The sequence below is a fragment of the Mucilaginibacter sp. GW821-FHT07H05 genome, from assembly GCF_059418485.1.
On record NZ_JBWKPY010000001.1, the window covers coordinates 228,497 to 243,538 of the forward strand.

Sequence of the window (15,042 nt, forward strand, 5' to 3'; positions counted from 1 at the left end):
AAACACTCTCACCTGAAATCTAAATGTATAACTTATATGTTACAAAGCAAGGTAATAAGCTATAAATAAGGGTTATGGCTTAACGCGATACCAGGCCGGATACCACATTGATACTCAATGCCAGGATAGCGGTATTAAAGGCAAATGCTATCAGTCCGTGCATTAAAGCCAGCCGGCGGATACGGCGCGATGCTATTTCTACATCGGATACCTGGAAGGTAGTGCCTAATACAAAAGAAAAATAGACGAAATCAAGATAATCAGGCTCTTCTTCGCCGGGGAATTGCAAACCGCCCATCGGTTTTTTTTCGTCCCCATCGGGGTTGGTACTGTAGTATAGGTGCGCATAGCGCATGGTGAAAATAGTATGCACCAGCCACCAGGACACCAGCACCGATAGCATGCTTAACAGCACATGCCCGGTAACCGCGGCTTCTGATAGATTTTTATCGGATTTTAACAGGAATAATATAGATACCAAACTAACCAGCGCGGCGACAATTACAAATATAAAGATAAGCGTACGGCTGGAATCTTCTAACCGGGCAACACCACGTATTTCTTTTGGGTGACAGGTGAAGATCAGGATCCAATCGGATATGATAATGGATAAGGCAAATGATGACCAGGTAAGCAGCACCACGCCAGTAGTAGATAATGTTGCACGGATAAAAAAGAACACCACAGCGGCTATGAGCAGCGCTATATAAAGGCGGTAATGTGCATCCAGCTGAAAGAAGGTATTTCGGGTTGGTTTTGTCATGATTTAGGGGAGTTCATGGTTAATGGTTCGTATATTATGGAGATAAAGATAGTTTTTAGTTGATGAAATAACCATGAACTATTATCCATGATCTGTGAACTACTAAAAATCGTCCTCGTCCACAATATGCGCCACACGGCCAACCTGGCCATCCTCCAGTTGTACTTTAATACCGCGCGAGTGGTAAGCGGCGCTGGTGAGCAGGCGTTTTACAAAACCACGGGTAAGCGCACCCGTGCGCTGATCTTTCTTAAGAATGATGTCAACTTCTAAACCGGGGTATATATCTTTTCTGTTCTGGCCGTTCATGCTGCAAGATGTTACTTCACCAATTGCTCAATCGCAACCTCTACCTCATCAAACTTAAACTGCCCAAGCAAAGCATCCATTGTTTCAGCTATCTGCTCATTATGCAGGTTGCCTATGCTCCCCTCGTGGGTATGGTTTACGACTTTATCGGGGTTGAAGTTGCCTTGTTCGATATCCAGCCCAACCTGCTTGTATGCATCGCGGAAGGGGGTGCCATCCAATACCATCTTGTTCACTACTTCAACACTGAACAGGTAGGCGTATTTAGGATCGTTCAGGATATCGGTTTTTACGGTAATATGCTGCAGCATAAAGTTAGCCATGTGCAGGCACTGCTTCAATTCGGCAAAGGCTGGGAACAGCAACTCCTTCAATAACTGCATTTCGCGGTGATAGCCTGATGGCAGGTTAGTAGTCATCATGGCAATGTCGGTTGGCAGGGCTTGCAGGCGGTTGCATTTGCCGCGCATAATTTCCCAAACGTCGGGGTTTTTTTTATGTGGCATAATACTGCTGCCGGTGGTCAGATTTTCGGGATAGCTTACAAAGGCAAAATTCTGGCTCAGATATAAGCACTGGTCCATCGCCATTTTTGCCAGGGTGGCGGCTATAGCCGATAGCGCCTGCGCGATGATCCGCTCGGTTTTACCACGACCCATCTGCGCGTAAACCACGTTGTGGTTCAGGCTGCCAAAACCCAGCAATTGGGTGGTCATGGTACGGTTTAAGGGGAATGATGAGCCATAGCCTGCTGCCGAACCCAATGGGTTTTTATTAGTGATTTTATACGCGGCGAGCACCAGTTCCAGATCATCGGCTAAACTTTCGGCGTAAGCGCCAAACCACAGGCCGAATGATGACGGCATGGCTACCTGTAAATGGGTATAACCGGGTAGTAATACGTCTTTATGTTTTTCGCTCAGACTCAGTAACAGATCGAACAGGCTTTTTACCTCGGTTACTACCTGCTGTAATTCGCTGCGGAAGAAGAGCTTCAGATCAACCAGGACCTGATCGTTACGGGAGCGGCCGCTGTGGATCTTTTTGCCAGCTTCACCAATACGGCGGGTTAACAGCAGTTCAATTTGCGAGTGCACATCCTCTACACCGTCCTCAATCACAAATCCGTTGACTGCAATATCTTTATAAATAGCTTTTAATTCCTGCTGAACAACTTGCAGGTCTTCGGCGCTCATCAGGCCAATGCTTTGCAGCATTTGCGTGTGCGCTAACGATCCCAGCACATCAAAGGCGGCCATTTGCTGGTCAAACTCGCGGTCGCGGCCAACGGTAAAACTTTCTACCAATGCGTTTACGTCGGTTGTTTTTTGCCAGATCTTGCTCATGGGTGTTGTGATGTTAATTATGCGCAAAAATACATTATTAAACCAGTTCTCAAATCAACTGATCGTTATTAAGTCGTTAGAGTAAGATAAGTAAATAATATCTACGATTATTTCGTAGATATGTGAAAATAGTTGTATTATTGGTTACCAATAATTACCCAATGCAAAAACTCCCCCTCCTATCTATTTTAATAGTCCTTTTATCGGGCTTTAATTTCCTTGCCATAGGCCAAAAATTGCCCAATAAACAAGAAACCAGCATTTATGCACCGGCAGATATTAAGATAGATGGTACCGCTAAAGAATGGAATGATAATTTTCAGGCCTACAACCATGCCGTGGAAACCTGGTACACCATTTCAAATGACGAGGATAATCTTTACCTTATTTTCCGCTCTAACGAAACGGAAGTCACCCAAAAAATCATTACCGGGGGTATCGTATTCACTGTTAGTACCACGGATAAAAAGAGCGGGATTACTCCCGTATCTATTAATTACCCGGTGGTGCCGTGGATGAGTTCGCAAGTAGATTACCTGTTAAAACCCTCCGGACCGGTTAAAGATTCCGATATTAAATTTTTGAATAAAAAGATCAACAATCAGCTGAAAGAGATCAAGATCACCGGGGTAGCGTCTATTCCGGATGGGTCGATATCAGTTTATAATGACCTGGGTATAAAAGGAGCCCACCTGTTAGATAATCAGAAGAATTATACCTGCGAAATGGTGCTGCCATTATCATACATAAAGCATTTGATAGATGACAAGGGGACTTTTGCCTACCGTGTGCAAGTGAACGGGATAGATTTGAAAACAACGGTAATTGTTGGTGGCAGTGCGTCCGGCAGTCCTGCCACACCATCGGTAGAAGCCATACCGCATGGTTTGTTATATGATACTTCGCCCACCTATTTTACAGCGACTTATACGTTGGCTAAGAAAGACCGTTGATTTAGGATGATTTTTTTGATTCCGTTGATTATCCTAAAAAATCAACGAAATCATGTTAATCAATTAAAATCAGCGGTTAAGCCTCCATCTCCATGATCTGCTCGGCCAAAGTTTCCCATTTGGCTTGCTGTGATTTTAACTCGCCTTGCCTGGCCTGATAGGCGGCTTTTGTTTCTTTTAACTTGTTGCCGTCGTTGTATATGGTGCTATCCGCCAGTTTGGCTTCCAGTTGCTTTACCTCTTTTTCAAGCGCGGAAATTTGTTCTTCCATCTTGCTTAAATCCTGGTTCAACTTTTTTAGCTGTTGGAACTTATTTTCGGATGGCTGTTGCTTAACCGGGGCAGCCTCTTTTTTCTCTTCTTTTTTAGGGGCTGCAACCGGGATAGCAGCCTTAGGCTCTAATTTGCGTTTAGCCAGCCATTCGTCGTACTCGGCATAAGTGCCCGGGTAAACTTTTATCTTCTGATCTTCAATAAACCAGATCTTGTTGGCTACGTTATCCAGGAAATACCTATCGTGCGATACTACGATCACGGTACCCTCGTACTGCTGCAAAGCCTGGATCAGGATATTAACTGAAGCCATATCCAGGTGGTTTGTAGGCTCATCCAGTACCAGGAAGTTAGCATCAGCGGTGAGCGCCTTAGCCAGTGCCACGCGTGATTTCTCGCCACCCGACAGTACCTTGATCTTTTTAAACACATCATCGCCGGTGAACAGGAACGAACCTAATATCGAGCGCAACTCGGTATCGGTATGCTTTGGCGCGAAGGCCTGCAGTTCCTGTAAGATCTGGTGCTCCAGGTGCAGCGATTCTAACTGGTGCTGCGCGAAGAAGGTTTGGGTAACATTATGCCCGGTTAGCGATGTGCCCGAATACTCTTTGTCGGCACCGGCAACAATCCGCAACAAGGTTGATTTACCTTTACCATTAGCACCAATCAGGGCTATCTTATCGCCTTTCTCGATTACCGCTTCGGCATCCTCCAAAATATCAATGGTTGGATATTTTTTGGTCAGGTGCTCGATCATCACTACGTGGCGACCGGATTGCTTGCTGAATTTGAAACTGAAGTTAACCTCGGGGTTATCATCATCCACATCATCCACACGCTCCATTTTATCCAGCATTTTAATGCGTGACTGCGCCATTTTTGCTTTTGACGCTTTGGCACGGAAACGTTCGATCAAACGCTCTTCCTGTTTAATTTTCGATTGCTGGTTTTTAAACTCACCACGCTGAATTTCGGCCCGCAAGGCTTTCTCTTCTAAATAGAAAGTATAGTTACCGGCGTAAACGTTCAGTTTGCCTTTGCGCGATTCTACCGTGCGGTTAATCACCTTATCCAAAAACCATCTATCGTGCGATACAATGATGATGGCGCCGGTGAAGGCTTTCAGATAATCCTCCAGCCATTGGATAGACGGTAAGTCTAAGTGGTTGGTAGGCTCATCCAGCAGCAGGATATCAGGGGCTTGTAACAGGATCTTAGCCAGCATCACACGCATCCGCCATCCACCCGAAAAGGTGCTGAGCTTGCGGTGGCAATCGGCCTCGCTAAAACCAAGGCCGGCTAAAATTTCGTGTGCTTTGTATTCAATATTGTACCCGTCAAGCAGCTCAAATTCGTGCTGCTTGTCGCTTAGTTTGTGCAACAGGTCTTCGCTATAATCGGTTTCCAGCTTTTGCAGTAAAACCTCAATCTCATCGTGCAGCTGGTTTTGGCGTTCAAAGGCCTCCATAGCTACGTGAACGATGGTTTTATCAGACGAGTAGGAGAGTAGATCCTGGTTAAGGTAGCCCATGGTCAGGTCCTTAGCCATAGATATGGTGCCCGATGTAGGTTTATAGTCGCCTACAATTATTTTCAGCAGCGTTGTTTTTCCGGTACCATTGGCGCCAATCAGGCCAATTTTTTCACCGGGTTTAATATGCCAGTTAGCCTCATCATATAATGCCCTTGCACCTATCTCGAACGTAAGATTATTTATAGCGATCATTTGGCCGCAAAGATACGGTTTTTGAGGCGAAAGCTAAAGGGTTAAAGGCGAAAGGAATAGATAGGATAGAGGGGCATGTTTGCGGGTAAAAAAGGCGTATTTTAAGTTTTAAAAACTACATTGCTGCACATCTACACCTTATGCACCTGCAAAATTACGGGCGCTGCTTTCATGGTAAAAAATATTTTACCGCCTTTATCGGTAACCTGTATTTGGCCCGAAACTTTTTTCTGATCCTTAGTGATATTAGTTATGGTGATGATACCATTGGCCGGATTATACTCCCAGGTGCTGTTTTGAGGCATGTTCGGTACGTTTACCGATACCGAGCAGCGATGATCGGCCCCGAACGTAAAGATGGCGTTTTTAAATGTTTCCTTCATCATAATCACCAGCATATCCTTCTTGTCGGCCGGCACCTTATTACCCAAATCGCCAACCTCTACATTATCAACGGCCCATTTACCGGTTACATCTTTAGGGTATTTATCAGCCCATAAACCGGTAACCAATGCCAGTATTAAAATTAGTTTTGTCATATTTTTATTTGCTGAAAGCTAAAGGCCGAAAGCATAAAGCTCGGTACACTTGCGTTCCATTCTTGTTTAATTCAATTTTTGCTTTCAGCTTTCGCCTTTCAGCTTTTACCTTTCCCCTTTACTTCACCGCTTCCAGCCATGCGTGGGCTAATAAGGTTATACCTGCCATATTAGGGTGCACGCCGTCGCCGGTCCAGTAATTGCCCGGGGCCAATTTCATGGCTTTATCAACCACGGCCTGGAAAGGGACGAAGGCCGCGTTATATTCATTCGCCATTTCGCGCGCTACCACCTGGTATTCGGGGAATTTAGGGTACCAGGCATCCGTTACAGCCTTTACGCCATTTACGGCATAGGGTTCGCAAATGATCAGCTTAACATCAGGCAGTGCCTGTTTGGTGCGTTCTATCAATTTTTTATAATCGTCGCGGTAAGTTTCGATAGTGCCTTTATAACCATTGTTGATGGTATGCCAGTAATCGTTTACACCTACAAATATGCTCAGTACATTTGGTTTTAGTTGCAGGCAGTCGGCGTCCCAACGGTCGGCCAGCTGAAAAACCTTGTTCCCGCTGACGCCTTTATTATAGATCTGCAGGTTTTTATCCGGATTGTTTTTTAACAAGCTTGAACCGGCAACCAGCGCGTAACCATTGCCCATACAAGCCACATTGTTAGCCACGGTTTGCTTTCTATCACGGCCCGAATCGGTAATGGAATCGCCCTGAAAGAGGATGATATCATTTGCATTCAGACTAACCTTTTTGCCTTTTGCTTCGGCAAATGCGGCCGACGCAATTTCGGGGATAGCGATAGCGGCCAATGTGCCAATAGCGGCATTAGTAATAAAGGAGCGACGGGTGTTTTTCATTTTGGTTATTGGTTTATTAAAGTCCTTGGACTGCTTGTGCTAAATTATAAATATTATCAATATCTTAACACACAAAGCGGTAAATTTGCACTATGTATCAACTGATCAAGCCTCTCCTTTTTAAATTCGATCCTGAAAATATCCATTACTTTGTTACCGATAGCCTGCACCTTATTAACCGTGTACCAGGCGGGGGCGCCATCAGCCGGTTGATATGGAACGTAGAAGATAAGAAGCTTGAGCGCGAGGTTTTTGGCCTGAAGTTTAAAAACCCTGTTGGCCTGGCCGCCGGGTTTGATAAAAACGGGTTAATGATCAAAGAAATGGCCAATATGGGTTTCGGTTTTGTAGAGGTGGGTACAGTTACGCCTTTATCGCAAGCGGGCAATCCCAAGCCGCGCATGTTCCGGCTGCCTGATGATGAAGCATTGATTAACCGTATGGGCTTTAACAATGCGGGGGTTGATGCTATGGCCCAAAGGATAGCTGATTACCGGGCTACTTCATTTGCTAAAAGCCAAAGGGTAATCATAGGCGGCAACATCGGCAAAAATAAGGTCACCCCTAACGAGGATGCTGTTAACGATTACATCATATGCTTCGATAAGTTATTTGATGTGGTAGATTATTTTGTGGTGAACGTAAGTTCGCCCAATACGCCGGGCTTGCGTGAGTTGCAGGAAAAAGGGCCGTTATTACATATTTTAAACACGCTGCAGCAACGCAATCATAAAAACGGAATATCACGTCCCATCCTGCTAAAAATAGCCCCGGATTTGACCAATGAACAACTGGATGATATTGTAGATATGGTACAGCAAAGCGGTATTGCAGGCGTTATAGCTACCAATACAACCATTAGTCGCGATAATTTGCAATCGCCTGCCGAATTGAAGGCCGAAACAGGGGGATTAAGCGGCAAGCCATTAACACACCGGTCAACCGAAGTGATCAGCTATCTGCATAAAAAATCAAAAGGTTCGTTTCCGATCATCGGTGTAGGCGGGATCCACTCGGCCGAGGATGCTCTGGAAAAACTAAAAGCCGGCGCTTCACTTGTTCAGTTATACACCGGCTTTATTTACGAAGGACCGGGGTTGATCGGTAAGATCAATAAGGCTTTGTTAAAGTAAGATAGATTGGGATAACCACTAATGTCATTTCGAACGAACCCGGGCTGGCTGTGTGACAGCGTGAGGAGAAATCTTATACGATAAGGCTTTCTGCACGAATAAGATTTTTTCGCTCGTGATAGCCTGCCACAACCCGCTCAAGAAACTGTTCTCTTTCGCCCCACTACACAACCTCACCCGCCGCTCGATCGAAATGACATGTTTTATTGATTTGCAGATTACATCCGTTCCGGCACATCTATCCCCAGCAAGCCCATGCCCACTTTAATAATATTGGCGGATGCTGTGGCTAATTGCAAACGGAATCGTTTCAATACCTCATCCTCGGCTTGCAGGATAGATTTTTCGTGATAGAATTTATTGAAAGCTTTCGCCAGTTCGTAAACATAATTAGCAATAGCAGCCGGATTATATCCTTCGGCGGCAATGCTTACTGTTTCGGGATATTGGGTAAGGGTGATGATCAGGTCGCGCTCTACAGCCGACAGTTCTGTCAACGGCATAATTTCTTCCAGTTGCAGTTCGGCACGACTGATTACCGAACGGATACGTGCATGGGTATATTGGATGAAAGGCCCTGTATGTCCCTGGAAATCGATCGACTCATTCGGATCGAACAGCAGACGTTTTTTAGGCTCAACTTTTAGCAGGAAATACTTGAGCGCACCCATGCCGATGGTGTGATACAGTTCGGCTTTTTCGGCTTCATCAAAGCTGTCTACCTTGCCTAAGGCTTCGGTATGCTGTTTGGCAGTATCTTCCATCTCGCGGATCAGGTCGTCGGCATCAACCACTGTACCCTCGCGCGATTTCATTTTGCCCGATGGCAGGTCCACCATTCCGTACGATAAGTGATACAGTCCCTTAGCCCAGCTTTTGCCCAGTTTATCCAATATCAGGAACAGCACCTTAAAGTGATAATCCTGCTCGTTACCTACCACATAAAGCGATTGGTCCATGTGGAAATCGTTATACTTCAACTGTGCGGTCCCCAAATCCTGGGTCATGTAAACCGATGTACCGTCGGCACGTAGCACCAGCTTTTCATCAAGGCCATCCGGGGTTAGGTCTATCCAAACCGAGCCATCCGGTTTTTTGAAGAAAACGCCTTTTTCCAGGCCTTCGTCAACAATATCTTTACCTAACAGGTAGGTATTACTTTCGTAATAAAACTGATCAAAATCAACGCCAAGCGCTTTGTAGGTTTTATCAAAGCCTGCATAAACCCAACTGTTCATGGTATTCCATAAATCGATAACCTCCTTATCGCCGGCTTCCCATTTTTGCAGCATTTGCTGGGCTTGTATAATTACCGGGGCTTGTTTTTTAGCCTCATCTTCGGTTTGCCCGGCGGCTTTCAATTCCTCTATTTGTTTTTTGTATTCCTTATCGAAGATCACATAGTATTTACCCACCAAGTGGTCGCCTTTAAGTCCTGTTGACTCCGGGGTTTCACCGTTACCAAACAATTGCCAGGCCAGCATTGACTTGCAGATGTGAATGCCACGATCATTCACTAAATTGGCTTTTACTACCTCGTAACCGGCTGCCCCCAAAATCCGGGCTACCGAATAGCCTAACAGGTTGTTACGCACATGGCCTAAATGCAAAGGCTTATTGGTATTGGGCGATGAATATTCAACCATTACCTTTTTTCCATTCGGTTCGGCTACGGTATGGTCGGCAGGGAGTACATGGTTATAAAACTGGCCCAGCCAATAGGCATCACTGATGGATAAATTCAGGAAACCCTTGATCACGTTAAAGTCCGAAACCTCGGCCAGTTCATTTTTTAAGAATGCGCCTATCTCGGCCCCGGTTTGCTCGGGCGATTTGCGCGATACTTTGGTGAACGGGAAGGTAACTATAGTAACCTGGCCCTCAAACTCCTTGCGGGTTTGCTGCAAACTAATGTCGGCAGGGGCCAGATCGGCCTGGTATAAGTGTTTTATTGCTTTAAGGGTAGCGTCGGTAATAAAATCCATCGGGCAAAATTAATCAAAAATGACCGTTGATTTTAAATGATTTCACGGATTACGTTGATTTTATCGATTTTGCTCAGGACATTGATTTTATCAGCGAAATCAACGCCATCATTTAAAATCAACGGTTTGATTTTATCGGTTACCGGCTTTTAAGGGAAACTCCAGCTTAAATTCGGTACCTGCATTTAATCGGCTTTGCACACTTATTGTACCACCCAGGCGTTCAACCTGCATTTTAACCATAAATAAACCAATGCCTTTGCCTTCCACGCTTAAGTCGAAACGCTTGTATAAACCAAATAAGTGGGTGCGGTAACGTTCAAGATCGATACCCTTGCCATTGTCACTAAAATAGATGCAGACTTTGTCGCCCTCCAGGTTACTGCTGATGTTGATCACCGGATCGGTATCGGGCCTTTTATACTTAATGCTATTAACGATCAGGTTTTGGAAAATACTGTATAAATAACTCTTCAGGCTCATTAGTTTCGCTACCCCGCTAAAATCATAATGAATTACTGCCCGGTTTTGCTCGGCCAGTCGGCCGGTTGCCGATTTTACCTCATCTATCAGCGATGCCAGCGAAACCATCTCTAATGTATCATTTGTGGTACTGCTGATCTGTAAAATATTATTCAGATCAAGGATCACCTTATCCAGGTTGCATACCGATGTAGATAATGCCTTTAGTGCTTTCGCGTTTTCGTTACCGGGTGCAACCTCCATATCAGCAAGCATTTCGGATAGCCCGCGGATGTTGGCCACCGGTGCGCGCAGGTTATGCGAAACAATGTAGGTAAACTGCTCCAGGTCGCTATTACGCTGTATCAGGTCTGTTGTTATCCGTTCGCGTTCCAGCTCGTCCTGTTTCTTTTCGGTAATATCGCGAATAAAAACAGACAATCCATCGCCGGTAGGATAGATGTGGTTCTCCTGCCAAAGGTCAAGCGGTGCGTAATAGTCTTCATTCCAGGTGTACTGTTTGGTTTGCCTGGCCTGTTGCATCGCCTTATAAGTGGCCGAGCCAACCGTATCCGGATATAATGCCCATATATTATGGCCAATAAGGGATTTAGCATCACAATTCATCATTTCACCTATCTTACGGTTGGCATAAGTATAATTGTAATCTTTATCCAGGGCTATAAATCCGTCGGTGATACTATCCAGGATATTTTCAATTTGCTTGTTTTTATCCTTTATCTGTTCTTCGGCTTTTACGCTTTCAGTTACATCCCTGAAATTGCATACAATCGCGCCGATATCGGGGTCGTCCAGCCGGTTGTTCAGCAGGCATTCTATCCATATATAATGCCCCTGTTTATGCATGGTACGGTAAGTGGTTATGGCAGGACGATCGGGATGGACCAATATTTCGGAGAACAGGTGCCTTACCTTTTCCAGATCATCAGGATGTACCAGCAAATCAAAACTTTGTTCCGATCTTTCAACATTCGTCCAGCCGTTAATACGCTGTGCCGACCGGCTGCGGTAAAAAACCATCAGGTTTTTGTCAAATAGTGCTATCCCGTCATAACTGTTTTCTATCAGTTTACGAAACCTGCGTTCGCTGGCTATAATTCTTTCGGTACTGGCTTTTTCACGGTTCTCTAACTCAGCGCTGATCAGGCTTTTCTGCTCTTCGTTATACTTGCGTTCGGTAATATCCCGGGTAATTTTGGCAAAACCTATCAGCTGCTTGTTTTCATCGTACAGGGTAGTAAAAACAATGCTGGCCCAAAACCTTGAGCCATCCTTTTTTATCCGCCAGCCTTCACTTTCGTGGATGCCGTTCTTCAGGGCCTTGTTCAGGTTATCGCGCGGTTTATCATTCTGTTTATCTTCTTCAGTGTAGAAAACAGCTATGTGCTGACCAATAATCTCATCGGCGGTATAGCCTTTCATGTTTTCGGCCCCCCGGTTCCAGCTAAGGATATAACCGTTTGGATCGAGCATAAAAATGGCATAATCTTCTATACGGTCTATTAATAGCCGGAAGAGTTTTTCATCAATTTGATTAAGTAGGTTAGCTTTAGGATTATTGGTTTTTGGCAATTTATATAATATGTATTGTTAAAAGCTATCCCAATATAGAATATTCTGTTGCTAATAACAAAAAAAAAGTTTTCGTTTAAATTAATTATAATCGCATAATTTCATTATCTATTGATAATCATGTATTTATAATTATTTCCATAAAGGTATTTTAAATATAATTAACCCGTAAGGTTGAGTTTATCAGTTATATGGTCCTATTTGGGTTTATTATTTTCTGTAATATTGCTTTATTCGCTTATACTTAATTCATAATAGTTTATTTTTTTGCAGGCGCCCATTCAAAAACCTGTACTGGAGCTGGCGCAACGTTTGCCTTGCCCTCGCCGTCTATCTGTACTACCTTTTGCACAAACAGGTTCAGCATTTTTTTAGTCATATCGGGATGTATAAAGCCTTATACTAAAGTACGATAAACAGCGCTTACCCCATTAAACTCAATTAGTTTTTAATTGATCTATCAGGTTAGCCACTGTTTTCAGTATCGTATCCAGGCTGGCCGGGGTGTTGGTCACTCTTGATATCATTACGCCGCCCTCAATCAGCGCTATAATGGATAAGGCGGTTTGTTCGAGGGCGATATCCGGCTTAAACTCGCCCGAGGCAATACCGGCTTTTATTAAATTGACGATGCTGTTTTTCCAGTTTTGGATGGCATTGGCAGCTTTATCCCGCAGCGGCGGATTGGTATCATCTGCCTCAATAGCGGTATTTAATACCGGGCAGCCACCCTTTATAAAACCCGATTTACGGGTAAAACTGTGGTATACCGTAGCGTAAACCATCAGTTTATCGTGATAGGTGGTGGCCTGACCTATTTTTTCGACAATGAGTTTTTTGATGTAGCCGTGGTTATGATCAAATGCGGCAAGCGCTACTTCTTCCTTGTTTTCAAAGTTGCCATAAATGCTGCCCTTGGTGAGGCCGGTAGCCCCGGTGATATCCGACATGGAAGTGCCCTCGTACCCCTTGGTATTGAAGATAGGCGCCGTGGTTTCAATAATAAACTTCCGTGTACGTTCGGCTTTTGATAATGTCTTATCCATATTGTAAAAATACCATTTGGTATGTTAAAAAACAAGTTGAGGATTGAACCACTAAGTTCACAAAGAAATAGTATTGTGGCTAACACAAAGTTCACAAAGATCAGAATAATTAAATAATTAAGGCTTTGTGCCCTTTGTGTTTCTCCCTCTGTGATCTTTGTGGTTAAATAAATATAACGACTTAATGATCAGATACTACCACAACCGGCCCCTTTTTGGTTTTGCCGATGACAAATAGAAGCAGGGGCAAGGTAAGTGCAAACAGTAAGCCAATCAGCAGGAAGGCATCCAAATAACTTAATAAAGTAGACTGCTTTACTACCGATAGATCTATCAGGGCCATAGCCTTGTGTTTGGCATCTATTAAACTAATGCCTTTGCTTTGGAAATAACCCGTATAACCATTCAGGCGACTGATGGTTGCCGGATTGGTATCCGTTATATGGGTGATCAGATCGACCCGGTGAGATGCATACCGGTGTGCCGAGTAAGTATTGACAATAGAAATACCGAACGAGCCGCCCAATTGCCGCATCATATTATTGAGCGATGCGCCTTGCGGGATATCTTTGGGTTCTAAAGATGAAATAGCCAGCGAGGTAAGCGGGACGGTTAAGCAAGCCATCCCAATGGCACGATAAATTAAATTAAGACTAATAGCCGCCGCAGAAACTTCGGGATTAATGCGGCTCATGTTCCAGCTGAACAGCATAAACATAGCAAAACCCACCGCCACAATAATGATAGGCGATACGCCTTTCTGTAATAGTTTGCCCGAGATAACCAGGGCGAATAATGCCAGTATAGCACCCGGTAGTAAAAGCATCCCGCTTTCGGTAGGGGTAAAGCCCAGTAGCCGCTGTGCAATAACCGGGGTTAAAAATATAGAGGTAAACATACCTATCCCCGTAATAAAAGTAAGGATTGCCGATATGCTGAGTGTTTTGCTTTTCAGCACCCGCAAGTTTACCACGGGGTTGGGTACGCGCAACTCCCAGATAATAAAGGCGGTTAAGGAAATAATGGCGATAACCGTGAATACGATAATATACCCTGTAGCAAACCAATCCTCGGTTTCGCCGCGTTCCAGAACGGTTTGCAGGGTGCCTACGCCAATGGCTAACAAAGCTATGCCTGTCCAGTCCACCGCGTTTACTTTGGGTTTAATGGGCGGTTCGGTCAGCAAAAAATAGCAGGATATCGCAGTAGCTATGCCCAGCGGGATATTGATATAAAAGATCCATGGCCACGAGTAATTTTCGGTAATAAAACCACCCAAAGTGGGCCCTATGGTTGGGCCGATAAACACACCGATACCAAATATGGCGCTGGCTATGCCTTGTTTTTCTTTTGGGAATAACTCAAACATCACCGCCTGCGATACGGATAGCAAGGCGCCGCCGCCAATACCCTGGAAAAACCTGAAAAATACCAATACCCAAATGTTATCGGCGTTGCCGCACATAAACGAACAGAAAGTGAACAGTATAATTGAACTGATATAATAATTACGCCTGCCCAATTTTGCCGTTAAAAAGCTGGTAATAGGGATGATGATGACGTTGGCAATAGCATAGGAAGTGATCACCCAACTGGTATCTTCGATAGTAGCGCCTAAATTGCCGCTCATGTGCGATAGGGCTACGTTAACAATTGAGATATCAATTAATTCCATCACCGCCGCGCAGAGGACGGTGAGGATCAGCAATTTCCGTGTCAGTGGGTTCATGGTGATAATATTATATACCAATTGGTATATTAAATGTGATAATAAAACCGGAGCGCGTCCGGGTGTTTTAAATAGCGTCGCAATATTACATTATAAAAAATACCAATTGGTATTTTTATTGTCATAATTTAGGGTTGTTTTGTCGTTCTGAGGATGATGTGGTGGGTGGGTATTGAGGCGACGCGGAATCTCGTACACGCAGACAAATTACGAGATTGCCGCGCTACGGTACCCATGACAGATCTGTTTTAACCACCATGTCATTTCGAACGAACCCGCGGAGGTTATGGGTTGGGGTGAGGAGAAATCTT

General features: G+C 44.5%; 12 protein-coding genes. 2 read left to right on the forward strand and 10 right to left on the reverse strand.

The genetic code is table 11. The features are described from left to right. Positions 1-79: 79 nt before the first annotated feature. From AC07M6_RS01100 to argH, 3 genes are all read right to left on the reverse strand, one after another. On the reverse strand, positions 80-763 hold the full coding sequence (locus AC07M6_RS01100; protein WP_494886847.1) for a DUF1345 domain-containing protein: 684 nt from the start codon (positions 761-763) through the stop codon (positions 80-82). A 102-nt stretch (positions 764-865) separates the two neighbouring features. Further along, positions 866-1,072 (reverse strand): YwbE family protein, encoded by a 207-nt coding sequence (locus AC07M6_RS01105; RefSeq protein WP_494886849.1) that lies wholly within the window; start codon positions 1,070-1,072, stop codon positions 866-868. 11 nt (positions 1,073-1,083) lie between these two features. Further along, the gene (argH, locus tag AC07M6_RS01110) at positions 1,084-2,418 is read right to left on the reverse strand and encodes an argininosuccinate lyase (protein ID WP_494886851.1); all 1,335 of its coding nucleotides are present in this window, start codon (positions 2,416-2,418) and stop codon (positions 1,084-1,086) included. 161 nt (positions 2,419-2,579) lie between these two features. Between argH and AC07M6_RS01115 the strand changes: the two genes are divergently transcribed. After that, a complete protein-coding gene (locus AC07M6_RS01115; protein ID WP_494886853.1) occupies positions 2,580-3,371 on the forward strand; it encodes a hypothetical protein in 792 nt (263 codons plus the stop codon). A 76-nt stretch (positions 3,372-3,447) separates the two neighbouring features. Here AC07M6_RS01115 and abc-f read toward each other — a convergent pair whose 3' ends face one another. The 3 genes from abc-f to AC07M6_RS01130 form a co-directional block, all read right to left on the reverse strand. Continuing rightward, a complete protein-coding gene (abc-f, locus tag AC07M6_RS01120) occupies positions 3,448-5,373 on the reverse strand; it encodes a ribosomal protection-like ABC-F family protein (RefSeq protein ID WP_494886854.1) in 1,926 nt (641 codons plus the stop codon). A gap of 131 nt (positions 5,374-5,504) precedes the next feature. Beyond that, complete coding sequence (locus tag AC07M6_RS01125; protein ID WP_494886856.1) at positions 5,505-5,912, reverse strand: hypothetical protein; 408 nt, start codon at positions 5,910-5,912, stop codon at positions 5,505-5,507. A gap of 118 nt (positions 5,913-6,030) precedes the next feature. Beyond that, entirely contained in the window at positions 6,031-6,783 is a 753-nt protein-coding gene (locus AC07M6_RS01130) for an SGNH/GDSL hydrolase family protein (protein ID WP_494886858.1), read from the reverse strand. Between the two features lie 92 nt (positions 6,784-6,875). Between AC07M6_RS01130 and AC07M6_RS01135 the strand changes: the two genes are divergently transcribed. Then, on the forward strand, positions 6,876-7,916 hold the full coding sequence (locus AC07M6_RS01135) for a quinone-dependent dihydroorotate dehydrogenase (RefSeq protein WP_494886859.1): 1,041 nt from the start codon (positions 6,876-6,878) through the stop codon (positions 7,914-7,916). A gap of 218 nt (positions 7,917-8,134) precedes the next feature. Here AC07M6_RS01135 and argS read toward each other — a convergent pair whose 3' ends face one another. The 4 genes from argS to AC07M6_RS01155 all read right to left on the reverse strand — a co-directional run bounded on the left by argS (position 8,135) and on the right by AC07M6_RS01155 (position 14,731). Continuing rightward, a complete protein-coding gene (gene argS, locus AC07M6_RS01140; RefSeq protein ID WP_494886861.1) occupies positions 8,135-9,901 on the reverse strand; it encodes an arginine--tRNA ligase in 1,767 nt (588 codons plus the stop codon). Between the two features lie 132 nt (positions 9,902-10,033). After that, on the reverse strand, positions 10,034-11,956 hold the full coding sequence (locus tag AC07M6_RS01145) for a PAS domain S-box protein (protein ID WP_494886863.1): 1,923 nt from the start codon (positions 11,954-11,956) through the stop codon (positions 10,034-10,036). A gap of 437 nt (positions 11,957-12,393) precedes the next feature. After that, positions 12,394-13,002: a TetR/AcrR family transcriptional regulator gene (locus AC07M6_RS01150; RefSeq protein WP_494886865.1), complete on the reverse strand. Its 609-nt coding sequence runs from the start codon at positions 13,000-13,002 to the stop codon at positions 12,394-12,396. A 181-nt stretch (positions 13,003-13,183) separates the two neighbouring features. After that, on the reverse strand, positions 13,184-14,731 hold the full coding sequence (locus AC07M6_RS01155) for a DHA2 family efflux MFS transporter permease subunit (RefSeq protein ID WP_494886867.1): 1,548 nt from the start codon (positions 14,729-14,731) through the stop codon (positions 13,184-13,186). Between the last annotated feature and the right edge of the window lie 311 nt (positions 14,732-15,042).